This window comes from Acinetobacter sp. Tr-809 (assembly GCF_011753255.1).
Taxonomy (GTDB): domain Bacteria; phylum Pseudomonadota; class Gammaproteobacteria; order Pseudomonadales; family Moraxellaceae; genus Acinetobacter.
In genome coordinates, this window is record NZ_VWVZ01000003.1 from 312,144 (window position 1) to 337,555 (window position 25,412).

Here is a 25,412-nt window from a genome sequence, read left to right on the forward strand (position 1 = left end):
AATGGAAACGAGCCTCTTAAATCTCAAATATAGTAAGACTCAGGCTGGATTTACCCTGATTGAGCTGATGATTTCGCTGACATTAGGTTTGCTTATTGTGGCGGCAGCTATTCAACTTTTTATTACAGGAATCACCAGTTATAAACTACAAAAAGCAATGGCACATATCCAAGATAGCGCGAGTTTAGGATTGAACTTCATAGTTGATGATATTCGTAAAGCGAATTTAAGTTCACCTGTCCCTGCTGTCAATGATCAGATTGGTTATGCGGGAATTTTGCTGACCTCAAATAATGTGGGTGAAAAGATTGACCTAAATTGTACTGATTGTTTTTCGAATAATCAGATTGCCAGTTTTGGGAATGCTAATGTCACTGGACTGACCAATGATCAATTGCTTATTCGATATCAAGCTCCACAAGGCGGAATTGATTGTTCTGGTCAAGATGTTGCAAGCGGGACTTTTGTGATACAGCGTTATTATGTGGGTTCAACTTCAACTGATTTGCGCCAATCATTACGTTGCCAAGCAGCACAATATACACAAACCGCACTCGATGCAAAAACAACAACAGACCGTTTGAAATTATCTTGGAGTTCCAGTCAGGTCATTTTACCTAATGTTGATTTCTTTCAGGTGCGTTTGGGCTATATGGATGGTGATCTCAATAGCGCAAATAGTACCTTGGCTTATGCTGATATTAAAAACTATATGGCCTTAAAAGCAACTTCAAAAAATATTGATGGAGTCACACAGGCTGTTCGGCCACATATCCATGCAATTCAATTAGGGGTACTGGTTCGTTCTGATGATAGAACGGGTAATCAGTCGATTATTAAAGAGCGGAACAAAGAGCCATTTCAGGTCTTGGGGACCGCAGTGAAGCTTACAACAACTTATCAGGATAATTATTTACGTCAGGTCGTGAATCAAACGATCTCTTTACGAAACGCAATGGGTTGGGTTTCTGAAGGCTGTAAGTATGGGGGATCCAGTACAGCAAAATGTACAGGGGAGAAAGGGACATGATTCAATCTCAACGTGGTGCGACATTAATTGTTATACTCGTGATCTTATTAATAATTATGATCATTGGGACCTTGGCAATCCGTCAAAGTGTCAGTTCTCTCAAATTAGTCAACAATCATCAAATACAAACATTACTGGCACAAAATGCTGATGCTGCGCTGATGTATTTTCAAGATCCGAATACTCAACAAAATCTAGCTGCTGCAAATGGTATTGTAGGGTTCTTTAAAAATGAGAATAACAGGGAAGCAGAACTAGTATTTTGCTTTTCTAAGATTGATCAGGATGGAAAATTAATTAATCCATTCGAACTTAGTAGAGCCAGTTATCGTTTAAATAGTGAATCTTTTTCCAAAATGTCATCGGTCAGTGGTGCTTGTGAAGTGAATAGCGATCCAAAAGAAGATACAGCTTCTCGCTCAAGTGGCCGTAAGCAGGTTGTAACACAAGTGCACATTAAAAGAGCAACATCAGCGACGATGCCTTTTGCAGACCTTTCTAGAGGGACTGAAGTAATAGGCGCAAAAACTGAAAACAATATTCGCTTACGTGTATATGTTGTTTCAGTGATGAGAGGATTGTTGACAGATGATGCTTTATTTAAAGCTGATAATGACCTTAAAAAAGGTTGCCTTACCAAAAGTATTGATAATAACGGTTCTAATGATGTTGCGCTTTGTTTGAAGCAAAATTCAGAAAATCCTATTTATAACATACAAGTTGCTGAATATCGCTTCTTATCTGATTTTGAACCTTCAGGTTCATAAGGGAGAAATGATCATGAAAAATAATAAAATGAAAAGATTAACAAAGCATGAGCATAAACAACAGTATATAAAAAAAGGGTTATGGTTAAGTTGTACTCTATCGGTGAGTTTATTTGTACTATCTCCGATTGCTTCGGCAAGCGATATTGAAATTTATCAAAATCCTAGTAATAGTAATGTGATTATGCTGATGGTGGATGTTTCTCAAAGTATGGGAACAGGCCCTATTGCAGATTTACAACGCGATTACCCACTTTGTTTACAAGGTGGTTTGCTGGGTGGCGTTAAAGGTTTACTGGGTTCTGCTGGTGTTAAAGTCAATGCTGATGTACTAGGTTTAATTAAATTAAATACGACTGCGACTACTATTGATCAAGCTTATTGTGATATTCCATCTGAATTAGTTGTGAATATTTTAGAGACCGTTAATAATGCTGCTGGGGCAGATTTACTTGGATTAAAGGGTTCAGCCCAATATATAAAAGACAGTTGTGAACCTTTAAAAGATGCAACACTTGAAATTATTAAAGGCTATCGTTGTTATAATCGATTAGCACGTGTAAAACAGGCAGTACGTGATGTCATTGATGGTAATGAAGCAAAAGGGATTGGAAAATTACCTGATGGCGTATCAGTAGGGCTTTCTATATTTCCAGCAAATGCAGTTTCAAGCCAAGGAAAAAATGAACTTGCTGGCATGATTGCTGTTGAAGCTAAGCCATTAGATGATGCGCAACGTAAAAGAATTAAAGATGTAATCAATGGGGTAAATAGTGTTGATCCAGTTAATAATATTTTAACGGATGTAGGAAATCTTGTTGATAAATTATTAAAACTCGATTTGGTCGGATTGGTTCTCGGTACATTAGGTACGATTCCAAAATTAATTGATAATTTAAAGGCACTTGCTGGTTTAAGTACCCCAACAGCGACGGCTTATGCAGAAACAGGTGCATATTTACTCGGTAATACTACAAAAGGTACACTTTCGAAGTCTCTTGAGATTGGAAAAATAAAAACAAGTTTGCTTTTTGGAACAAGTTATTTTCAATGTAATAACCAATGGACAGATAGTAAATGTACCCAATGGGTGGAGTCTGATAGTTCTTGGTATAAAAATAAACAATATGATTGGGTATCTGATCAAGGGCTTTTGGAAAAAATTATAGGAGGGATATTGGGTGGAGAAATTATTTTTTATAAATATGATACTAGTTTAGGAAATAATATTTCTTCATATAGTGGTTTTACAGCATCAGTTGTGACAAGTAAAAAAGGTGATTTTTACAATGCACCTATACAAACGAATGCATTATGTAGTGCTAAAGGCATTTATGTTTTAACAGGAAGCACCCCAGATTTAGATCCAAATTTACTTGATGGCTTGTTAGGTTCTTCGAGTGTACGAGAATCATCGACAGCAACAGATCCAGTCCAAAAAATTATGAGCCGCTCTATCAATAAAGACAGTAATACGGCTTTTAATTGTGGCAGGGTACCAACAGGATGGTATACAGGTTCGAGCTCGAATAAAGAGACATGGAACTGCATTGCTAATTATGCAGGGGTATTAAAGGGTAATACGCACAATATAAAAACAGGTGTTGGCGGGATTGGACGTGAGTTTTCACATATTCCAAGTGCCAAAACAGATTTGAATACAACGCAGGCTCCTAATTCTCTTTTATCAAGTTTATTACAACCCGTGGCCAATCTTGTAAAAGCATTAAATCCTGTTTTATCGCTGCTTGGTTTAGGAAACCTGGTTGATAAACTCAATAAAATACTAGATAACGTACTACCTGTACCTTTAGATCAAGAAGCACATAACAAAAATATTGCAAATTTAGCACGTTGGGGGATCTATGGTGGTGGTGGGTGGTATCAATTATCAGATTCTAAAAGCATTGCCCAAAGTATTTTAGATTTTAATGAGGGGCTTGTTACAGAAGCAGCCGAGCCAGTCGGTTTACAAACCCTTCCTGCTGACCCACTGACGCCATATCGCATGTCTAATGATGTTTATAAAAGTATGTTTGAACCTACTGAAAAAGCTAGTTGGTTTGGGAACTTTAAAAAATATGGTCTCGAAACAAACAATTCTGTGAATAAATTAAAAGATGCTTGGGATAGCTCCTCTAAAGATTACGATGTGAAAGATTGGAATAAAGGTGGGCTATTGAAACAACTTCAAGATTTGCCTACTAAAACGAATAATACAAACCCTGATAAACCAATTATCAAAGAGCGCCTTTTATTTACAAATCGTGATTGTGTGTCAAATGGAACTTTATCTAACTTCACAGAAGTGGGACAACTTAAAAAAATTAATAATCAATATTTAAATGAGATTTGTGGCACAGGGACTACAGAGGGAAAAGACAGTAAAGGCCATTTTCTAATGAGCTTGTTGGGTTATAACGTGGGCGATAATGCCACCACAGCAGATCTGACTGAAGTCAATCGTTCCAATTGGCGAGTAGGAATGAATTTACATTCAACCCCACTTAAGTTGACTCAAGAGGCAACTTTTGATGCAAAGGGTGATGTGGTTGAGAACACTCGAAAGGATTATGTGTTATTTGGTACGACACAGGGATTATTACATGTGATAGATGCTAAAACTGGTGAAGAAAGCTTTGCTTTTGTACCGAATGAAATGCTTGAAAATCCTAAACAGCAAGATGCTTTCACCAAACCAACAATAGGACATATTCTTAGTCCTGATAATATGGCTTATGGGATTGATGGTGCTTGGACGATTTATAGCGAATATGTTTATGGGATGAAAGCAGTCAGTAGTAGCAGTACCAGTAGTAAAATTATTGCTACTGTGGGTGAGATTAAGAATGATGGGAAAGTTGTCGCTAAAGGTAAGCAAATTGCCTATGGTGGTTTACGTATGGGGGGGAGTAGTTACTATGCGCTTGACCTAAGTGATATTAGTGAACCTAAGCTTAAGTTCCGTATTGATCCAGACCATAATCAGATTACTCGCCTAAAAACGGATGGAAGGTACGAAACTATCACACCAGAAATAAGTTTAACAGACATGGGACAAAGTTGGTCAAAACCTACCATTGCGACTGTAATGTACAATGGCGCAGCTAAACGAGTGATGCTTGTAGGTGGCGGCTATGATATGGAGTATGAAAAAACTGTACCAACAACGACTAAAACTAAAGGTGCAGGCATCTACATGTTTGATGCAGATAACGGTGATGTGCTCTGGTATGCGAGTGGCGATAACCAAACTACTTCTTGTGGTAAAGGAAATCCAAAAAGATTTGGATTAACAATTCAAAACTTGGGAAGTGTAGTAAGTCGGATTAATACGGTTGATCGTAATGGTGATGGCATAGCTGACCATCTTTATTTTGGTGATTTAAAAGGACAAGTGTGGCGTATTGATTTGAAGGATGATTTGGGAATAAGTGGTTGTGGTAATTATAGTATGCTCTTGCAAGTATCGGGTGAGCGTTTTTATGAATCACCAAACTTTAGTGTGTATGGTTATGAACAACCTTTAGCAGTTGTAAGTATTGCTTCAGGTAATCGTAGTTTACCTCTTAGTGATAAAGACTCAACTAGTAGAATTTATAATATTTTTGACCGAGAGGTTGTAGGCGGGAGTTTTAACACAAAGAAAAATGGTGACTTGAAACTAGAATTGGCTGATCTTCAGCCTATGCCAAATGATTTGAATGGTAAAACTTTGAGTGATGTGAAAAAGGATATCCCAAATGGTTGGTATGTCTCTGCTGCAATTGTTGAGGGTAGAGCGCTTGATACTCAAGGCAATGAATCCAGATTAGAAAAGCAAATTGGAAGTAAGGTCTTAGGGGAGATGGTGGTGATGAACAAGAGTTTATATGCCAGTGTCTATAATCCAAATACAACACCTGGTTGTAAGATTGAAGCTCAAGGCATTACGACAGTACAACGTTATTGTTTACCTTATGGTGTATGTGAGCAAAAAGTGGATCCAGAAAAAATGGGTTTTGGGGCAGGTCGAGGAATTGTAGATGTCATGGTTGGTGCAGGTATTGGTCCATCAGAGACAGGTATAAAACGTCAAGTCCTAAACCCTGGTCTAGTAAATGCCATCAATAAGGCAAATGAAATGCCAATAAATACTGTACGTCGCCAATTGGTACCACTGACTTGGTATGAACGTAATGAATAAAATGCAGTTATGTCGATTGGTCGCTTCGGAAGTAGTAACACTTCGTGTTTTTTACTACTTCCAGCCGAGCACTTCTTTTTGTGCAAAGAGGAAACATTGTACAGGTTTCTCTTTGATTGAATTGATGATTACGGTTGCAATCGTGGCAATTATTGCTGCGATTGCGATTCCAAGCTATGACATCTATATCCGTCGTGCAGACTTATCTGCAGCACAACAAGAAATGCTGAAAGTTGCAGCGCTTTTGGAAAAACATCGGTCACGTAATTTTAGTTATGATGGCTTTATCTTGAGAGATCCTGTGCTTAATCAGGGGCCATATGCAGATGTGGATAATGCGACAAAAACAATGTTGCTTTTACCTGTAAATGCAAGCAGTGGTAACCAAAAATTCACGTTAACATTAACGGTCAATACTCAGGCATGGTCATTAAAAGCCGTGAGTCAAAGTCCGAGGAATTTTTCCTTGTTATTAACAAGCGCAGGCCTTAAGTGTAAGACAAAAACGGCTGCAAATATCACGACATCAGGCTGTGGAAATAGTGCAGAAGACTGGTAACTCAGCAGTTTTTCTAAATTAAATTCAAGACTGTGGATAACCCAAAATTTAATCTTTCTTTCAAGGCAAATATAACGTAGAATATCGCCCTCTATGAAAGGGGTTTGAAGTGTTGCCGATGGTCGGCACAGGGATAATCCGTAAAAATTATAAGGTTGTTCTCATGGTTGTTATTCGTTTAGCGCGCGGTGGTGCAAAAAAACGTCCATTCTATCAAATCATTGTAACTGATAGCCGCAATGCACGTGATGGTCGTTTCATCGAGCGTATTGGTTTCTTTAACCCAACTGCACAAGGTAAAGCTGAAAAAGTTCGTTTAGATGCTGACCGTTTTGCTCACTGGGTTGCACAAGGTGCTCAACCTTCAGATCGCGTTGCTTCTTTAGCTGCTCAAGCTAAAAAAGCTGCAACTACTGCATAATTGTAGTAGGTAGCCCATGACATCGACACAGAATGTGCCAGAAGATCGTATTCAGATTGGACAGTTACGTTCAGCTTATGGATTGAATGGGTGGCTCTGGGTTTACTCTAATACAGAACCTATGAGCAATATGTTTGACTACCTTCCTTGGTACATTGAGACCAAGGCAGGTTGGCAAACTATTGATGTAAAACGTTGGAAACCACATGGCAAAGGCTTGGTTGTTGCATTAAAGGACGTGAATGATCGTACTGGTGCAGAAAATCTGGTTGGCGCGAATATCTGGATTGCCAAATCTCAGCTTCCAAAAGCAGATGTAGATGAGTACTACTGGTCTGATCTTAAAGGCTTAACTGTGTTAGGTCTTGGAGAAGATGAACAGGAAGTTAATCTCGGTCAAATCTACGAACTGTTTGAAACAGGTGCCAATGATGTCATGGTTGTTAAAGCAACCCCTGACAGTATTGATGCTGAAGAGCGAATGATTCCTTGGCATAAAGATGTGGTACAACGCGTTGATCTTGAAGCTGGTCGTATTTACGTCAATTGGGGCGTAGACTACTAATCCTTTCGGGAGAGGTAGCGCAGCAGGAAAATAGAGGAGTCTGCGGTGTTTTTTGCAGTCATCACATTGTTTCCTGAAATGTTTGAAGCGATTACAGCGCACGGGATTAGCGGGCGTGCAGCAAAGCGTGACATCGTGCAAGTCACTTGCATTAACCCACGAGATTTTGCTGAGGGCAACTATAAACGAGTGGATGAACGTCCGTTCGGTGGTGGTCCGGGTATGGTGATGATGGCTGAGCCTTTAGCGCAAGCAATTACCCATGCTAAACAACTTGCAATGCAAGCAGGCTGTGTTCATGCGCCAGTGGTGTATATGTCACCGCAAGGTAAAACCTTAAATGAACAGGCAGTACAACAATTCGTTGATTATGATGGTTTGATTGTATTGTGTGGGCGTTATGAAGGGGTCGATGAGCGTTTAATCCAGCATTATGTTGATCAAGAATGGTCAATTGGGGATTACGTATTATCGGGTGGTGAACTGCCAGCGATGGTTTTGCTCGACAGTATTATTCGTCGATTGCCAAATGTCATGTCTGACGAGCAATCTGCGATACAAGATTCTTTTGTGGATGGTTTATTGGATTGTCCACAATATACCAAGCCTGACTGTTTCGAAGGGCTGGATGTACCTGAGGTACTTAAATCAGGGCATCATGCCAATATTGAGAAATGGCGTTTTTTGCAGCGTTATCAACGGACTTTAGATCGCCGACCAGAATTGGTGGAAAAAGTAGAGTTGAGCAAACAGCAAATTAAATGGTTAAAAAATTCGAAAGGCTAAACTGATATCAGTTTGTCTTTGTACCCAACGAGAAGCTTTGCTTCGAGTTCTACTTAAACTTAGTTTAAGTTAAAAATAGGCTCTTTAAGACGTTTGTCTTAAGGGGAAAGTTAAACGGGAGATATGCGCTTTAGCCTCTATTCCCAGCGGTGTCAGAGACCTCTTCTCTCCCGCACATATTGGAGATTCCACAATGAGTGGTAAACATCCTTTAGTTCAAGCTGTTGAAAATGCACAGTTAAAATCAGACATCCCTGCTTTTGCACCGGGCGATACAGTTATCGTTCAAGTTAAAGTAAAAGAGGGTGACCGTGAGCGTCTTCAAGCATTTGAAGGTGTTGTAATCGCGAAGAAAAACCGTGGTTTAAACTCTGCTTTCACAGTTCGTAAAATTTCTAGCGGTGTTGGTGTTGAGCGTGTTTTCCAAACTCACTCTCCAATCGTTGCTAAAATCGAAGTGAAACGTCGTGGTGACGTTCGCCGTGCTAAACTTTACTACCTACGCGAGTTGTCTGGTAAAGCTGCACGTATTCGTGAAAAGTTACCAGCTCGTAAACAAGGTTAATTTTAACTTTGTTGTAAAGCAAAAAAATGCGCCTTTGGCGCATTTTTTTATGTCTGTTTGGGGCTAAAAGCCAATCCTTTTTTAAATCCTAGGCCGAGTTTTGCTAAAATAGGCCTTTATGCTTTGACTTTTCTTTTATGAAAAAAAGTTCTTATCGCCATTTGAGCGGTGTTTTCCTATTAAATAAACCTTTAGGTTTGAGTTCTAATTCTGCATTACAAAAGGTGCGTCGTCTGTTCAATGCGCAAAAAGCAGGACACACAGGTGCGCTAGATCCTTTGGCGACAGGTTTATTGCCAATCTGTTTAGGCGAAGCGACCAAGTTTTCACATTACTTACTGGACTCAACCAAACGTTATCAAACCACGGTGAAATTGGGGCAAACCACAGCGACAGGTGATGTTGAGGGCGAAATTCTCCAGCAGAGAGAAGTGCCGGCATTGACCGAAGAACGAATTGAACAAATACTTGAGCAATTCCGTGGTGATATTCAGCAAGTACCGCCGATGTATTCAGCGTTAAAACGCGAGGGTCGTCCACTCTATGAGTTGGCACGTCAAGGCATTGAGATTGAGCGTGAAGCCCGCCCAGTCACCATTTATAACTTAAGCTTGCTTGGCTTTACTGAAGATAGTTTGACATTGGATGTGACTTGCTCAAAAGGCACTTATATCCGTGTATTAGGTGAAGATATTGGCGAGGCTTTGGGTTGTGGTGGGCATTTAACTAAATTGCATCGTACTCAAACAGGGCACTTTGAGATTAATCCAAGCTATACCATTGAATATCTCGAAAGCCTTTCTTTGGAAGAACGGGATGCATTATTACTGTCGGTCTATTCACCAGTTGAGCATTTTCCTCGGGTGCAATTGCCAGAAGGGCGTGAAAAGTATTTCGGCAATGGTCAGGAAAGTAATATCGATCATGAAGCCGCAGCTGAAGTGTTGGTGTTCGATGGTGAGCGCTGCTTAGGCTTGGCTGAAATCACCGATAAAAAACGTCTAGTACCAAAACGCTTGTTAAATTTATAAGAGTATCGTCAATGGAATGGGAACTGATTCTAACCTTAGTGTTCTTTGCTTTTTGTGCAGGAACCATTGATGCTGCTGTCGGTGGCGGCGGTTTGATTCAGATTCCTGCATTAATGGGGGCTTTACCACAAACCGCACCAGCCACTTTATTTGGCACCAATAAACTGGCCTCGATTTGTGGAACAGGTTCGGCAGCATTTTCATTTGTGCGCCGTGTCAAATTGCAATGGTCACTGTTGGGCGTGATTGCACTATTTGCTTTTATTAGCTCCTTTATTGGAGCGGCTTGTGTGTCATTAGTACCGACCCATATCCTAAGACCGATTGTCTTGGTTATGCTGATTGTGATTGCGATTTATACTTTTATGAAAAAGCAATTCGGGCAAGTCCATGTTGATCAACAGGTCACGCCAAAATTACTAGTGCTGGCTGCGATTGGTAGTTTAGCGATTGGTTTCTATGATGGTATTTTTGGTCCGGGGACCGGTAGCTTCTTTATTTTCTTTTTTATTCGCTTTTTGCAAGTCGATTTTTTACATGCTTCGGCATTGTCAAAGATTGGCAACTTCATGACTAATCTGGCAGCCCTCAGTTTCTTTATTCCCACAGGTCATGTGCTTTTTGCCTTGGGACTGATGATGGCAGTTGCCAATATTGCGGGCTCGTTATTGGGTGTCCGTTTGGCTTTAAAATACGGCAGTGGCTTTATCCGTATTTTATTCCTGATTTTAGTGAGTATTTTAATCTGTCGCTTGGGCTATCAGATCATTACGGGTTAGTAGCTTAGATTTAACTAAGCTTTTCCTCCACGTAAGGTCACGCCAATTGAAGCCACCATAATACACGCCAAAGCCGCCCATTGAATCAAGCTAATTCGTTCATGTAACAGTACCAGACCAGCTAAGGCTGCCAATGCAGGCGCAAGGCTGGAAAGTGTGCCATAACTGAGCTTAGTCAGCCGTTTGAGTGCCATTAAGTCCAAAGCATAAGGAATCGCAGTTGCGAGTAGGGCAATCACAAGTGCTTTGCCCCAATATTGAGTGTCTAGCAGCACTGGCGCGTTATTCCAAAGACCGAAAGGGAGAAGCGTAAGCGCAGATAATCCGATGGCAATGGTCAAGGCATGCATACCGATATTCTGCTGTACCACACGATGCCCATAATAAATATATAAGGCCCAAAAGAATCCAGCACCCAGCGCACATGCTGCACCAATATAGGAAAAGTGCTGCGCATGAGCATCGTGCCACGGCACCATTAAAGCAATGCCTAAAATCGAAAATGCCACCCAAATATAATCACTGCGCTGTTTAATCGAGAGTAAGGCTAAACCCAATGGGCCAATAAACTCTAAACCTACTGCGATTCCTTGCGGTAACTTACCTAATGAGGTGTAGAACAGAATATTCATACAACCCAAGGCTGCACTATAACAGAGTAAATCTCGCCATTTGAGTTCCTTCAATTTGGAAATAATTTTCCATGAACGGAACATGATCGCTACCAAAATGGTCGCAAAACAGAGCCTTAAAATCGTTACCGTCAGTGGGTCAAGCGTGGCGATTAATTGCTTGGCAAAGGATGCACTGATTTGGTAGGACAGCATGGACAAAACCATGTACAGCACAGCGATTAACTGGATATTTTTCATGTTGATAGCCATGTCATGTAGATGGAAGAACTGAGATATTTATTCATGAACGTCTATCCGTAGTGCAAAGATCGAGCACCATTTGTTTTTAATCTCATCGTTGATTTCAAGCTTGAGCTCAAAAGCGATCTGATTTTCACGAATAATTGTAAAGCCTAAGCGTTTATGGAGTTTTAAAGATGGGCTGTTATTTTTTAAAGCATGGCTGATCAGTGTTGCAACCTGATGATCTTCAATAAATCGAATAAGCTGTGTCATCAGAGCAGCAAAAACTTCTTTGCTCCGATGCTTCGGGTGGATCACTAATATCGGAATAAACCATTTTCGCTGTTCCATGTACTCAACAGTGAAGTAACCTAATAATTGCTTATTTTTTCGATACTCAAATAGATGACCTCGATTTGAAGCGCTAATTAATGAGGCTAAATAGGATGCGTGATCAATCGGCTTACCTGCTTGTTCAGATAAGCCTTCTAAGGTTATCAAGGTGAGTTCTAAATATTCTTTCATATACACTTACTGAATACCCTGATTATCCAGCTTCTTTTTGCTGACGAGCCTGTTGCGTGGTAAAGGTACAGCCAATTGAGGCAATGATAATGGTGCCCAGCGCTAACCATTGATTCCAAAGCAATATTTCACCAAGAAAAATAAAGCCTGAAAGTGCGGCAACCGCAGGTTCTAAACTCATCAAGGTGCCAAAGCTAAGTGGGGTTAAACTACGCAGCGCAATCATTTCTAGGGTAAAGGGCAAGGCGCTGGCTAATATCGCAAGCCCGATAAAATAGTATAAGTTTGGCAGTTCAAAGACTCGATCGATGGCGCCTGAAAAGAGTGCAAAGGGCAGCAAGCAGAGCATACCAATCGACATGCCTAAGCAAACGGTATGGTTGCCTGAGATGCCTGACGGTTTTTGCCCCGCAATAATATACAGTGCCCAACACGCACCTGCACTGATGGCAAAGAATACACCAAGCAGATCGAGACCTTGTTGTGCCTGTTGCAAAGGAAAGAGCAACATTAAGCCCAAGATGGCACAGCCAACCCAGATAAAGTCATATTTCTGCCGAGCATGATATAGCGCGACGCTTAAAGGTCCAATAAATTCAAAGGCAACGGCAAGGCCTAACGGTAAGCGCTCAAGCGATAAATAGAACAGCGCATTCATGCCAGCAAGGGCAACACCATAGGTGAGAATGGCTTTCCAGCGCACCACTTTGAAATTGATGGTCCAGATCTTAAAAATCACCGCCAATATGATTGCACCAAAAAATAGGCGCATAGCGGAAACGGTTAATACAGGAAAGCTTTGAAATAGAATTTTGGCCAAGGAACCACTGCCTTGCACACACAACATGGCAATCATCAATAGCAATAAAGCATGCAGTGGTGTTTTCAGCATTGGGGTCGACATTTTATTATTTAACAGTTGGTATAATATTCACATAATAAGTCAAACGCCCATAAAAAAGCCACAGCATCAACTGTGGCTTTTTCGACATTATTCTAAATAATGCTTAGAACAATACGCGAACGCGGATCGTGCCTTCAACGTGGTTCAAGGTGTCCAGTGCTTCTTGAGATGCAGATGCGTCAACATCCATCACCAAGTAACCGATATCACCTTTAGTCATTAACGACTGACCAGAGATGTTGATGCCTTGTTCAGCGAACAATGTGTTGATCTTCGATAACACACCCGGAACGTTTTTGTGGATGTGAAGCAAACGGTGCTGACCATCAGAAAGTGGTAATGCGATTTCTGGGAAGTTCACCGCAGAAAGCGTCATACCTTTGTCTGAATAAGCAACGAATTTTTCAGCCACTTCTAAACCGATGTTTGCTTGCGCTTCCATGGTCGAACCACCCACGTGTGGGGTTAAGATCACGTTGTCTAAACCACGGAGTGGAGATAGGAACTCTTCACCATTGGCTTTTGGTTCTTTCGGGAATACGTCAACCGCAGCACCAGCGATGTGACCTGATTTAATTGCATCTGCTAAATCTTCGATCACCACACATGTACCACGTGCTGCGTTCAAGAAGATTGAACCTTTTTTCATTTTCGCGAATTGTTCTTTCTTGAAGAAGTTACGCGTAGATGGAACATCTGGAACGTGTAACGTTACTACATCCGCAGTTTCTAAAAGTTCATCTAAAGAGCCAACTTGACGTGCATTACCTAATGGTAATTTAGTCACAGCATCAAAATAGATGACTTTCATACCTAAGCTTTCTGCCAAAACAGAAAGTTGTGAACCAATCGAGCCGTAACCGACGATACCTAAAGTCTTACCACGAGTTTCAAATGAACCCACCGCAGCTTTATTCCAACCGCCCGCATGTGTATCTTTCGATTTTTCAGGTACACGACGAAGCAACAAAATGGTTTCAGCAAGAACCAATTCTGCAACCGAACGAGTATTTGAATACGGTGCGTTGAATACAGGGATACCACGAGACATTGCCGCTTTTAAGTCGACTTGGTTTGTACCAATACAGAAGCAACCGACTGCGATCAGTTTGTTCGCAGCTTCAAAGATTTCTTCAGTTAATTGTGTACGGGAACGAATACCAATGAAGTGAGCATCTTTAACTGCTTCTTTTAAAGCGTCGCCTTCAAGCGCAGTTTTGTGATAATCGATGTTGGTATAACCCGCTGCATTTAAAGTATCGATGGCATTTTGATGCACACCTTCTAACAGAAGGAAACGGATTTTGTCTTTAGGTAGTGATAGATGTTGGCTCATTACGGCTCCGCTACAAAGGCCAAAATTTAGTTGCAGTACTATAGCATAGAGCTTTGAGATATAAATATTCCGTTTAAAATTAGCGCAGCAGAATTATTGATAATTTTTCAGTTGAAGCTGAATTTTATTGGTTATACACATTTTGTTATTACAGTATCTTTATCCTAAGCTTTATCCCATGCCTGCTTCTATGTAAAATGCAGATATCTGATAGTCAAATCTGAAAACATCAGGTTTGCGCTGTTCTGCCGAGTTTCTATATGTTGAATACTGCATTTTAAGATATTGAAAAATATTGTGTTGTTATTCAAATGCTCTATCTTTACTTCTTGCTAGGCCTGTAAACGATGAATGCTTCAGTCGCTTTAACACCTGAGTTATTGACCCAATTAACGGCAATTGTGGGTGAAAACCGAATTAAAACCGATGCCGACAGTTTGGAAAATTGGGGACGAGATCATACCAAACATTTTGATCCGAACCCATCAGTCATCGTTTTCCCTTCAAGCACTGAACAAGTTCAGGCCATTGTTAAACTTGCCAATCAATTTAATGTCGCGATTACCCCGTCGGGTGGTCGTACTGGCCTTTCTGCGGGTGCGGTGGCAACCAATGGCGAAATCGTAATTAGCTTTGACAAGATGAACCAGATTCTTGAGTTCTTCCCAGCAGATCGTATGGTCCGTGTTCAAGCAGGCGTGGTGACTGAGCAATTACAGAATTATGCCGAAGAACAGGGTATGTATTATCCAGTCGATTTTGCTTCAGCAGGTTCAAGCCAGATTGGCGGTAACATCGGCACCAATGCGGGCGGTATTAAAGTCATCAAGTATGGCATGACCCGTAACTGGGTACTCGGTTTGACCGTGGTGACAGGTAAAGGTGATGTGCTGCGTTTAAACAAAGGCATGATTAAGAATGCGACAGGTTATTCGCTGCAACACTTATTTATTGGTGGTGAAGGTACGCTTGGTTTAGTGACAGAAGCTGAAATCAAGCTTGAGCGTCAGCCACAAAACTTACAAGTCATGGTATTGGGTGCGCCTGACTTTGAAGCAGTGATGCCTGTATTACATGCTTTCCAAAACGCAATTGATCTGACTGCTTTTGAATTCTTTGGTGAATTGGCAATGCAGAAAGTATTGGATCGCGGTCATGTACAACGTCCATTTGAAACGCAATGTCCGTTCTATGTGTTATTGGAATTTGAAGCACCGTATGAACCAATCATGGACAAGGCAATGCAGATTTTTGAGCATTGTATGGAACAAGGTTGGGTTGTTGATGGCGTGATGAGCCAAAGTCTTGAACAGGCGCAAAGCTTATGGCGTTTGCGTGAAGATATTTCAGAGTCGATTGCGCCGTTTATTCCATACAAAAACGACATCTCTGTATTAATTACCCATGTACCTGCATTTATTGCAGAAATTGATGCGATTGTTGCAGATAATTATCCAGATTTTGAGATTTGCTGGTTTGGTCATATTGGTGATGGTAACTTGCACCTCAATATTTTAAAACCTGAAAATTTGACTAAAGATGAATTCTTTGCCAAGTGTCAGGTGGTGAATAAATACGTGTTTGATACCGTGAAAAAATATGATGGTTCGATCTCTGCCGAGCATGGTGTCGGTATGACCAAAAAGCCATATTTAGAGTATTCACGTTCGCCTGAAGAAATTGAATATATGAAAGCATTGAAGTTGGCGTTTGACCCGAACGGGATTATGAACCCAGGAAAATTATTTGATCTTTAATGCTTGATTAAATAAAAGAAGTTCTGCTAAAAGCGTATCGAAAGATGCGCTTTTTTTATTATTTAAGAAAATTTTTACATAGATTCATACTTATTAGTAAGTGAGTTTTGAACAATGTTTATATGGGTATTTCCTACTTTTGAAGGATCAAAAGTAGGCAAAAATCCTCTGTGGAACTGACAGTACGTCCTTGTACAGCAGTTCCACACGGCGGCATCCATGCCGCCCGCACGATAGTAATCTGAACTTTGGCTTATCTATCTTCTATACGCTTTCCAACCTGTCAAAATATGATAAATCAGCGGTAAAAGACAGAGCGAAAAGAAGCTGCAAATCGCAACGGCCCAGACAGGTATATTCTGTGGATTGCCCAAAAAGAAATAAGCAAAAATCGAATAAGACAGCATCCCAAACATCGCCATTGTGCCGAGTGGAAGGGTAATTCTAAAAATTAAGACGTTAGCAAAGGCTTTGTAAGGCTCCATATTCCGATTCAAAGCATAGGCAATAATCATGACCAAGATATAGCCCATAATAAACAGCATAAATAGGGTAGCGGCAAACAGTAGTCCTGTGCGCCAACTCTTTTCTTGTGCAGAACGATCACCTGCTTCATAAACGACTTGAATATGATCTCCGACTACAGGCACGTCACCTGAACGGACTGAATTATCCAAGACTAATGTTCTGTTTTGATCATCCTTGAATTGAACCTGAGCCGTATGCATTAAGGTTTGAGTTTTATATTTACGCCCGTTGGAATCTGTACGTTCGGTATCGACCCATTCTGAGCTATAACTCACGACAGTTGCATCATAGCTTGGCTTGGTCGCTAAACCATATACAGCTTGCGACACCCAATAAGTAAAAGGGAAAAATAAGGAGCTGATGCTAAACACCACCACAAATAAATAAGCAAATTCAAACTTACTGCTGTCACGATTCTTAGCTAAACGTTTTAGCCAAAACTTTGTCAGCACAAAAGACCAGACACACAAGATCGCAACCACCACCAAGAAAACCTGTCCCGCATAAGTCAGTTGCATGCATGTTCCTATTTGTTATATTGAATAGAGATTGATTTTATCAAACGATAATTTTTTTAAAATCAAATTAATGAGTACGGTAAAAAATAGTATTGTTTCTCACAAGTATAAATTTTTAAATAATGAAGTCATCGCAATGAATATCCATCACGAAATCGAAAAACTATTTCAACAACGCCAAGATATCCCATTATTTTATATCGAGAGTGGTAGCCGTTTATGGGGCATGGCCAGTCCTGATAGTGACTACGATGTACGCGGTTTTCATCTATCGAGTAAAGATCAATATTTTGATTATAAAAAACATCGTGACTTGATCGAGATCATGGATGGGGACTTTGACTTTGTCTCTTATGACCTGAATAAAATGTTTGGGTTATTGGCAAAAAGTAATCCTACTGTTTTGGAGTGGGTTAGAGCACATATTGTCTATTTTAATGCCTTTCCAGAATGGCAGATCTTCCGTGATGGATTGCTTGAGCGAATCGACTATAGTGCGTTGTATCACCACTATTTATCACTGGCAAAAGGTGGCATGAAAGTGATGCAAACCGCAGATAACTTTACTTATAAAAAAGTGTTTTATTCGATTCGTGGTTTGATGTCAGCCGAATTGGCGACCCGAGAGCAGATGCCTGAATTACTGATTACCGATCTGTTTGCACAAGTGGATGCAAATGATCCATTACGGCATTGGGCAGAAGATTATCTGGAGATTAAAAAGCAGCAGCAAGAAAAAGCACAGCTACCCCAAGCGGAACAAGCTGCGATTCTTCAACTGTTGCAAAGCAAGATTGAGCAACTGGCAGCAAAGTCGATGCCGAAGGCTGATCGTCGTGCAAGCTTGGAAGCTTATTTAACGGATTATAGCCGTCATTTAAAACAGCATTACTATCAGTAAAGCCAGGCTTTATTCATTAGCTGAGTTCGACTTCAATGTCCATCTATCTAATAGAAAATAAGATGATCGGAGTCTGGTCAAATACTCATCCAATTTCAGGATCAGCCACGAAGTCTTGCACTTCAGTTGAAATATATTTCAACTTTGTTCAGGCTAGCCCTACTTTTCTTTCGGGATGAGGAGCGAAGCTCCGCAAGGAACAGTTATCTTGCGGTCAGAAAAAGCGTTGCTTTGTTGATCTTCGCTCAGGTTGTAGTGACGTTGCCGAGTATCATAAAATTTATGAGGGTTCGATTAATCGTGAACCTTTTTCTAAATCCCACTGTTGAGAATACGGATTTTCACATCGGCAACATGGTCTTTGGTTGCTTCAAAATGTTGCTGCATATGGGCAGTTTGCATATGGGCTTCTAAATGAGCAGTACTCTGCCATTTCTCTAACATGACAATCGTATTCTCATCAGTGACCTGCATCTCAATCGCAGGAAGATGATCAATCAAAGGCTCATAGCCATGACAGCCAGCTTCTGCCAGTACCGTTGGAATGATTTTTTCAAAGGCATCTAATACCGCTTGGCGATGTTCAGCACCTGCATATGTATAAATTTCAGCAATAATGGTTAGCATGTTATTTTCTCACTTAATGGCTTGCTGCAAAAAGTTGGTCTAAATGTGCTTTGTACGCTTCGATATAACTTGGCACATTTGGCGCCTTGATGACATCATTCACGATAAAAGTCGGTAGTGAGTCCATACCCAAGAATTGATTGGCTTTATGGAAAGGTAAATAAACACCATCCACACCCACGCCGTGGAAGAACTGATCTGGATCGGTAAAGGCTTCCATCGGTGCGTTCCATGTCAAAGACAACATGTATTTTTTACCTTGGATTAAACCACCTGAACCATATTTTTTAGAGGCATCTGAACGACTACGGCCATCACTGGCATAAAGTGAACCATGCCCAATCGTGAAGATATCATCGATGTATTTTTTCATGGTCCACGGTGCACCCATCCACCAGCCTGGCATTTGGTAAATCACCACATCTGCCCATAGGTATTTGGCAATTTCGGCTTGAATATCATAGTCACTGTCAGTACGGGTGACTTGAACGCTATGACCTAAAGCTTTTAAATGCGTTTTAGAAAACTCGGTTAAGGTGTCATTCAATTCACCATTTGAATGTTCAAATTGTTTGGCGCCATTAATAATTAAAATATTGCTCATGCGATTACTCAAAAATAAATCTCTAAAAACTGGAAAGCATTTTAGAAAATCTATTCATGAGTAAAAATGCATAAATGAGCAAAATACTATTGATCAAAAATCAATAATTGAACTATTCAACTTTGGATTTTTTAGTTTTATACCAACGACGAGCGCCCCATAAAATCGCAATCGCTACGTACAGCGGCCATAGCATGACTAACCAAATAATGGTTTCTCTAAAGCCGTATAAACCCACTTTAATCGCTTCCCAAATCCGACTGAATAACGGATCACTGTCTAAGGTGGCAATACGATTGATATTCAGATCATGCGTTTTACGTACTTGTGACTGCTGGAAGAATTCCAGTCGAATGGTGCTATAGGCCAAACGATCTTTAACTTCTAAATTGGTCAGTTGCTGCAGCTGATTGTTCACCGCATTTGATCCGCTGTTACTTTGATTGGCGGTATTCAGTTTTTCTTCGAGCAATTTTAATTCATAACGCTTTGCTTCATAACTCTGGGTATTAAAGTTCAGCATGAGTGGCAATAAATTATTTAAGAAGCTAGTCACCTGTGCATTAGGAATACGAACCGTGAGTTGCACGGTGGGTGTGATCTTTTCATAAATATCGACACTGCCATCAATACGGTCACGCTCAGATCGGTCACTGACTTGATAATTAATCTGTTTTTCTTCGATATAACCATTGTATTGCAATAACTGTTGTTCCAGTGCTGATGTGGTTTTTAACACGTCCTTCACTTCAAATTGCAGTTGTGCACTTTTGACCAATTGACGATTTTGTTCCAAAGCACTCTGTTGATTGCTGACCAGTTGTTCTGGATTTTGAACGGCATTTTCTTGAACCGCAGTGCTGTCCATTGCCGCACTTTCAGTCGCGACAGCTGCATCACTGGCATGGCCTTCTTCTTTTTTCGAGCAACCTAAGGTGGTGCTTCCGAGGATTAAAATAATCGTTAATTTTTTTGCTAAATCTGACATATCGGCATGTCCAAAGTGTGGTGATATTGCTGTTATAAACTGTGTTTTTTTAATCATTTGTTATGATCATCATCTTGGATGACGACAACAAATTTAATGCATGCCACATACATTTTGTTGCGTGGCAATTTAGTTTTGCATAGTAGCATAAATGAGCTAAATGGATTGGATAGGTACAAAATGCATAAAATTGCGATGATCTTGGGATCTGCTTTATTTCTCACAGCATGTCATCAACCAACAGCACCATCGCAGCAACAAGCGGCTGTGCAAAAGAGTACGGTGATGCATGCGATCTTATCGGATCAGCCCAATCTATTTCATGAGGACAGCAATTTAAAAATAGACCAGCAATTTAACAGTGCCGAGAATCCAACAGATGCACAGGTAACCGTGGAACAAGCACAATTGGATGATTCTGTGATTGCTGTGCGGACAGAATATCAATTAAAACGCAATCAAGATGTTTGGAAAGTGGTGAATAAAAAGCAAAGCTATCAATGTGCCAGAGGCGAGAATACTGAGACTTTCCAATTTGATCTCTGTCCATAAGTATAGGTTCAATTTAGAGCTGCGTACGAAATAACAGCAAAGATGTGGATAACTTTTTGGTTATACACATCTCAATATGGGCGTTATCGGCTGTTTAAATTGCGGTCATTTTGAAATAGTGCTACAGTTGCGCGTGGCAATTTAGCCAAACGGTAAAACATTTACCAATCTCACGTAAATAAATTGTTTTTCTTATATACACCTAGTGAATACGGTGTTTTCACATTTATCACATGCTTTCTCACAGCATGAAATCAAAATTTAATTTAAATCTAAGCCATAAAATCTTGTGGTGATGATCCCTTTTTCATTTTGAAAAATGGGACGAACACGAGTTGGTTATTTTTGTGAATAAAACATGATGACGAATAATCAGAACATGACGTTAAACCGTATAACGCTCATGTTTCCTTTAGCTTTAGTGCTATTCGAATTTTCAGTTTATATCGGTAATGACTTGATTCAACCTGCGATGTTGTCGATTACAGAACAATTTGCAGTCAGTGCAACGTGGGCACCATCGTCAATGTCATTTTATTTGTTGGGTGGTGCCAGTGTCGCTTGGCTATTAGGACCACTTTCGGATCGTCTCGGGCGTAAAAAAGTGCTCTTGGCAGGTGTGGCATTCTTTACGGTTTGTTGTTTACTGATTTTATTGACCCACAATATTGAACAATTCCTGACGCTGCGTTTCTTACAAGGTATGGGGCTAAGTGTCATTTCTGCAGTGGGTTATGCAGCCATTCAAGAAACCTTTGAAGAGCGTGATGCGATCAAAGTCATGGCATTAATGGCAAATATTTCTTTATTGGCGCCTTTGCTTGGCCCTGTATTGGGGGCATTCCTGATTGATTATGTGTCATGGCATTGGGGTTTCGTCGCCATTGCTGCGGTGTCTGTTATCAGTTGGTTTGGCTTAAAGAAATTTATGCCTGCGACCCAAGAAAGCCGTAAACAACCGAAACAGCCTTTTAGTTATATCTTTGATGACTTTAAAAAGGTATTCAGCAACCGTCGTTTCTTGGGTTTAAGCATTGCCTTACCGATGGTGGGTATGCCGTTGATGTTATGGATTGCTTTATCACCAATCATTTTGGTTGATGAGCTGAAATTGAGCAGTGTGCAATATGGCTTGGCACAGTTTCCTGTGTTCTTTGGCTTAATTGCGGGCAATATCATCCTCATCAAAATCATTGATCGTTTCCCGCTAGGTAAAACCATTTTGTATGGTCTGCCGATCATGTTATTGGGTACAGTATTCTTGCTGCTCGGTGTCATTTGGCAAAGCTATTTGGTGCCTTGTTTATTGATTGGTATGACCTTAATTAGTTTGGGTGAGGGGATTAGCTTCTCGGTGATGTACCGTTTTGCACTGATGTCTTCAGAAGTCTCAAAAGGAACAGTTGCGGCGGCGGTCTCGATGTTGATGATGATCAGTTATTTTGTCGTGATTGAATTGGTTCGTGTGCTGTATACGCATTTCCATATTTGGGCATTTGCTTTAGCCAGTCTGGTCTTGATTGTGTTTTGGTTTAGCTCACCACGTCATGCTTTGAAGCAACATATGCTGGCACGTCAACAAGACGGGTTGAATTAACTTTATCCCACTGACTGCTCACTTAATTTCTAAGGTGAGCAGTTTATTTTTTAACATGACTAACTCAGGCAAGGTCTCGAGCAACAGACTCATTTGTTTTAACAGCAAAGGGTGCTTTTCAGAGACCTGATGCTGTTGATTTAGGATATCAATCTCTTCGAGCAAGCCTTCTACTTGCTGTTGCGGAATAGCGGCTTGTTCGATCAGACTTTGCTTGAGCACATTCTCAATTTTATCCAGTAGTTCTAACAACGCCTGATCTTCAATTTTTTCCCGTTGATGTCCCAAGGCTGAGACATAACTAAGTTGGCTATGGCTATAGACCAAATAGCGAAAGGCATGCTGAATGAGTTCTTGGTTGGGCTGAGGTTCGGTACTCAGACTTGAGATCATATTAGACAGCTCGATCTGGGCGTTATGTGCTGCACGGCGAGTGGTTCGGTACTCCAGATCGAGTTCACGCCCTTGATGATACTGCTGTACCACCACATGAAAATAATCGAAGGTGGTTTGATTATTTTTCTTGATGTTGCTGGAGATATTGCGGAAATTCCAATCGGGCCAAATGAAATTGACTGCGAGCCATGCAATCGCACAACCAATAAAAGTGTCAATAATGCGTGGCAGGATAATACTAAAACCTGCACCTTTTAAATTAAAAATCAGTAACACCATCAAGGTCGCCATGACAGTGGCAAGTGCATATTTCTTTTGTCTTAAATAGAAAAATGAGACTCCACAGATGACAGTTAATACCAATTGGCCTTCAATACTTGGCACAAAATAAAGAATGGGGATACCTAGTAACACCCCGAGTAAAGTACCGATGGTTCTGAGCTTGAGACGGCTTTTGGTGGCAAAGTAGGTGATCTGGCAAACAAATAAACTGGTGAGTAAAATCCAGTAGCCATTTTGGGCAAAAGGCAATAAGGAAATGACATAGCCCACTGCAAAGATTACAGCCAAACGGACTGCATGGCGGAACAGCGCTGATTGTGGACTAAGTTGTTGTTTGATTTTTAAAATAAGATCCTGTACACCCTGAATATCATCATCGAGTAAGTTCAAATGATCTTGATGTTGCTGTGGTGAAAGCTGTTCAATATTTTGATTGAGTTGCAGTTGAGTAAATTGCTCATGCACACTTTTTAAATTATTTAAGATCAGCTCTAGATTTTTAACTTCAAGATTATTGGGGTGTTGTTGCACCCAATCTCGCATCGACGATTCTAGATTTTCTAGTGCTTTACTGGCTGATTCACGGGGCTGATAGCTTTGATGATCTAAGATCGCTCGGCTTAAATCATGACACGCCAAGGCTTGTAGCTGCATATTTTTTTGAATACGGAAAATTAAATCACTACGGCTAAAATTCTGATGAATTTTTTCATAATGCAGATAGCTAGAGGTGACCTGTTCATGCATGTCTTGAGCAAAATAATATAAGTTCAGCCAATAAATACTGGTGTTGTTAACTCGAGACGCTTTTAAGCGCGTCAGTAAGGAGTTTTTGGCCTGATTCAGGCTACTGACCACTTGGCTATTTTTTTGAGAGAGTTCGAATAGCAGTGTTTCAACATTATCAATATTATCTGGGTCGAATAAACGTGATTTGGTCTGTAGTAATTCAGCAATATCCTGAAAAATAGTGGAGATCTTTTCTTGCAGTGGTAAGGTTGGGCGAATAACAAAAAATAAGATTGAAGTCAGTCCGTACCACAAAGCACCCAATACAAAATAACTCGGTTGCTGATACCAAGCTGAATATTCTCCTAAACCAAACATGGTATAGATCGAAAGTAAAATCGTGCCAAAGGAAATGGTGGCATAGCGTTGCCCAAGCGCACCCATTATGACCAACGCTGCACTGGAGAGGCTGAGATAAACAATGAACCAAAATTTATAGGGGGCGAGAAACTCTAAAATGGTACTGACCGTAAAGAACAGCACGCAGACATACATCAGATTGCGTAAACGGATACTGAGACGATCATCAAAGTCAGTCAATGCGGTCGCAATTGCGCCCAAGGTCACAGGTACAATCAGTTGCCCGAATCCAAGCTGATATAAGCCTAATGTTGTACCGCAAAGCACAATCAGGATTTGTAAGCAATAAAGCAGAATCGAGTTGGAGCGAAAGCGATTGAATAGGAGGGATAAATTTTTCACGATTCTTATTCTTTAATATGTTCTGAAATCATCATACAAATAAATTTCCCAAAGCAAAGCATTGTTAGCCAACAAGAGGCACTATTTTTTAGCATTAATATTTGTATGATCTTTAAAATAAGAGATGAGATGCAAAATTCATGCTCAGTTGGATTTTGTTATTGTGAGATTGAAAAAGAAATAAAAATGGCTAAAAGCAGAGCAACTGTGGATAACTCGGAAGATACCCACAGTGTTCAGATTACTTAATCACACCACAGGCGATACGGTCACCACCACCGCCTAATGGTTTTGGTGTATCTGAATAATTGTCCCCACCGACATGGATCATGATCGCACGATTCTGAATATCAGCCAGTTTTAAACGTGGCGCAATCACTGGAGTTGTCGCAAAACCTTTTTCATTGACTACCAATACAGGTAAATCGCCTAAGTGGCCCGTTTCAGGCGTACCATGATGTGCGACTTTTTCAGGATTTAAGTGACTACCTGCAGCCAAGGCTGCGCCCATTTTTCCATCTTTTAATGCCGCTTCGCAGGATGGATTTTCATGGATGTGGAAACCATGTTCGCCAGGAGAAAGTTTCCAAAGAGCAGGGGTGATTAATAAACCTTTAGGTGTTTGTTGAAATGAAACAGTTCCGATTGAAGCACCAACACCATTGGCATCGACTTGATAGACTTGGATCAATTGCTTTTGATCAGTTGTGCTGGTCTTGGTCTGGATTTTAGCCGCATTGTTATCGAGAGAAACCGAAGAGCAGGCTGCGATACTTAAACTCAGACAGCCCAGCAGAGAGATTTTTTGAAGCATTGAAGTCATTGCGAAGATATCCTTATAAATTATCTTTATTTGACGA

At 40.5% G+C, this 25,412-nt stretch carries 24 protein-coding genes; 14 read left to right on the forward strand and 10 right to left on the reverse strand.

Translation table 11 applies throughout. The features are described from left to right. Position 1: 1 nt before the first annotated feature. The 10 genes from F3J02_RS08835 to F3J02_RS08880 all read left to right on the forward strand — a co-directional run bounded on the left by F3J02_RS08835 (position 2) and on the right by F3J02_RS08880 (position 10,689). On the forward strand, positions 2-1,030 hold the full coding sequence (locus tag F3J02_RS08835) for a PilW family protein (protein WP_167248632.1): 1,029 nt from the start codon (positions 2-4) through the stop codon (positions 1,028-1,030). Beyond that, complete coding sequence (locus tag F3J02_RS08840) at positions 1,027-1,797, forward strand: PilX N-terminal domain-containing pilus assembly protein (RefSeq protein ID WP_167248633.1); 771 nt, start codon at positions 1,027-1,029, stop codon at positions 1,795-1,797. The genes F3J02_RS08835 and F3J02_RS08840 overlap by 4 nt, the downstream gene beginning before the upstream one ends. A gap of 13 nt (positions 1,798-1,810) precedes the next feature. Next, positions 1,811-5,983, forward strand: coding sequence for a PilC/PilY family type IV pilus protein (locus F3J02_RS08845; RefSeq protein ID WP_167248634.1), 4,173 nt, complete (start codon positions 1,811-1,813; stop codon positions 5,981-5,983). Beyond that, positions 5,967-6,542: a type IV pilin protein gene (locus F3J02_RS08850; RefSeq protein ID WP_167248635.1), complete on the forward strand. Its 576-nt coding sequence runs from the start codon at positions 5,967-5,969 to the stop codon at positions 6,540-6,542. The genes F3J02_RS08845 and F3J02_RS08850 overlap by 17 nt, the downstream gene beginning before the upstream one ends. Before the next feature lie 163 nt (positions 6,543-6,705). Continuing rightward, positions 6,706-6,963, forward strand: a complete 258-nt coding sequence (rpsP, locus tag F3J02_RS08855; RefSeq protein WP_004660208.1) for a 30S ribosomal protein S16 — start codon at positions 6,706-6,708, stop codon at positions 6,961-6,963. A gap of 16 nt (positions 6,964-6,979) precedes the next feature. After that, positions 6,980-7,528 (forward strand): ribosome maturation factor RimM, encoded by a 549-nt coding sequence (gene rimM / locus F3J02_RS08860; protein WP_005275908.1) that lies wholly within the window; start codon positions 6,980-6,982, stop codon positions 7,526-7,528. Positions 7,529-7,573: 45 nt separating this feature from the next. After that, positions 7,574-8,314: a tRNA (guanosine(37)-N1)-methyltransferase TrmD gene (gene trmD / locus F3J02_RS08865; protein WP_005185455.1), complete on the forward strand. Its 741-nt coding sequence runs from the start codon at positions 7,574-7,576 to the stop codon at positions 8,312-8,314. A gap of 193 nt (positions 8,315-8,507) precedes the next feature. Next, a complete protein-coding gene (gene rplS / locus F3J02_RS08870; RefSeq protein WP_004657502.1) occupies positions 8,508-8,879 on the forward strand; it encodes a 50S ribosomal protein L19 in 372 nt (123 codons plus the stop codon). A 137-nt stretch (positions 8,880-9,016) separates the two neighbouring features. After that, entirely contained in the window at positions 9,017-9,910 is an 894-nt protein-coding gene (gene truB / locus F3J02_RS08875; RefSeq protein ID WP_167248636.1) for a tRNA pseudouridine(55) synthase TruB, read from the forward strand. Positions 9,911-9,921: 11 nt separating this feature from the next. Next, the gene (locus F3J02_RS08880) at positions 9,922-10,689 is read left to right on the forward strand and encodes a sulfite exporter TauE/SafE family protein (RefSeq protein WP_167248637.1); all 768 of its coding nucleotides are present in this window, start codon (positions 9,922-9,924) and stop codon (positions 10,687-10,689) included. Between the two features lie 14 nt (positions 10,690-10,703). On the opposite strand, the gene F3J02_RS08885 is transcribed toward F3J02_RS08880, so the two are convergent. The 4 genes from F3J02_RS08885 to serA all read right to left on the reverse strand — a co-directional run bounded on the left by F3J02_RS08885 (position 10,704) and on the right by serA (position 14,311). Then, positions 10,704-11,561 (reverse strand): EamA family transporter, encoded by an 858-nt coding sequence (locus tag F3J02_RS08885; protein WP_167248638.1) that lies wholly within the window; start codon positions 11,559-11,561, stop codon positions 10,704-10,706. A 39-nt stretch (positions 11,562-11,600) separates the two neighbouring features. Continuing rightward, positions 11,601-12,071 carry a GNAT family N-acetyltransferase gene (locus tag F3J02_RS08890; protein ID WP_167248639.1) on the reverse strand — a complete coding sequence of 157 codons (471 nt, stop codon included), beginning with the start codon at positions 12,069-12,071 and terminating at the stop codon, positions 11,601-11,603. 22 nt (positions 12,072-12,093) lie between these two features. Then, the gene (locus tag F3J02_RS08895) at positions 12,094-12,975 is read right to left on the reverse strand and encodes an EamA family transporter (protein ID WP_167248640.1); all 882 of its coding nucleotides are present in this window, start codon (positions 12,973-12,975) and stop codon (positions 12,094-12,096) included. A gap of 103 nt (positions 12,976-13,078) precedes the next feature. Beyond that, positions 13,079-14,311: a phosphoglycerate dehydrogenase gene (gene serA / locus F3J02_RS08900; protein ID WP_004657532.1), complete on the reverse strand. Its 1,233-nt coding sequence runs from the start codon at positions 14,309-14,311 to the stop codon at positions 13,079-13,081. A 347-nt stretch (positions 14,312-14,658) separates the two neighbouring features. Between serA and F3J02_RS08905 the strand changes: the two genes are divergently transcribed. Beyond that, positions 14,659-16,068, forward strand: a complete 1,410-nt coding sequence (locus tag F3J02_RS08905; RefSeq protein ID WP_005201297.1) for an FAD-binding oxidoreductase — start codon at positions 14,659-14,661, stop codon at positions 16,066-16,068. A gap of 257 nt (positions 16,069-16,325) precedes the next feature. Here F3J02_RS08905 and F3J02_RS08910 read toward each other — a convergent pair whose 3' ends face one another. Further along, complete coding sequence (locus F3J02_RS08910) at positions 16,326-17,114, reverse strand: xanthine permease (RefSeq protein ID WP_167248641.1); 789 nt, start codon at positions 17,112-17,114, stop codon at positions 16,326-16,328. Positions 17,115-17,250: 136 nt separating this feature from the next. Here F3J02_RS08910 and F3J02_RS08915 point away from each other — a divergent pair, with 136 nt between their 5' ends. Then, the gene (locus tag F3J02_RS08915; RefSeq protein ID WP_167248642.1) at positions 17,251-18,015 is read left to right on the forward strand and encodes a DNA polymerase beta superfamily protein; all 765 of its coding nucleotides are present in this window, start codon (positions 17,251-17,253) and stop codon (positions 18,013-18,015) included. A 312-nt stretch (positions 18,016-18,327) separates the two neighbouring features. Here F3J02_RS08915 and F3J02_RS08920 read toward each other — a convergent pair whose 3' ends face one another. From F3J02_RS08920 to F3J02_RS08930, 3 genes are all read right to left on the reverse strand, one after another. After that, positions 18,328-18,642 carry a putative quinol monooxygenase gene (locus F3J02_RS08920; protein ID WP_167248643.1) on the reverse strand — a complete coding sequence of 105 codons (315 nt, stop codon included), beginning with the start codon at positions 18,640-18,642 and terminating at the stop codon, positions 18,328-18,330. 13 nt (positions 18,643-18,655) lie between these two features. Beyond that, positions 18,656-19,246, reverse strand: coding sequence for an NAD(P)H-dependent oxidoreductase (locus tag F3J02_RS08925; RefSeq protein WP_167248644.1), 591 nt, complete (start codon positions 19,244-19,246; stop codon positions 18,656-18,658). 112 nt (positions 19,247-19,358) lie between these two features. Further along, complete coding sequence (locus F3J02_RS08930) at positions 19,359-20,234, reverse strand: DUF4349 domain-containing protein (RefSeq protein WP_167248645.1); 876 nt, start codon at positions 20,232-20,234, stop codon at positions 19,359-19,361. A gap of 180 nt (positions 20,235-20,414) precedes the next feature. On the opposite strand from F3J02_RS08930, the gene F3J02_RS08935 reads away from it, so the two are divergent. Then, the gene (locus F3J02_RS08935; RefSeq protein WP_167248646.1) at positions 20,415-20,786 is read left to right on the forward strand and encodes a hypothetical protein; all 372 of its coding nucleotides are present in this window, start codon (positions 20,415-20,417) and stop codon (positions 20,784-20,786) included. A gap of 361 nt (positions 20,787-21,147) precedes the next feature. Continuing rightward, positions 21,148-22,383: an MFS transporter gene (locus tag F3J02_RS08940; protein WP_416224647.1), complete on the forward strand. Its 1,236-nt coding sequence runs from the start codon at positions 21,148-21,150 to the stop codon at positions 22,381-22,383. 18 nt (positions 22,384-22,401) lie between these two features. On the opposite strand, the gene yccS is transcribed toward F3J02_RS08940, so the two are convergent. Both yccS and sodC read right to left on the reverse strand, forming a co-directional pair. Beyond that, the gene (gene yccS, locus F3J02_RS08945; protein ID WP_167248647.1) at positions 22,402-24,552 is read right to left on the reverse strand and encodes a YccS family putative transporter; all 2,151 of its coding nucleotides are present in this window, start codon (positions 24,550-24,552) and stop codon (positions 22,402-22,404) included. 241 nt (positions 24,553-24,793) lie between these two features. Then, entirely contained in the window at positions 24,794-25,375 is a 582-nt protein-coding gene (gene sodC / locus F3J02_RS08950) for a superoxide dismutase family protein (protein ID WP_167248648.1), read from the reverse strand. Positions 25,376-25,412: the final 37 nt, after the last annotated feature.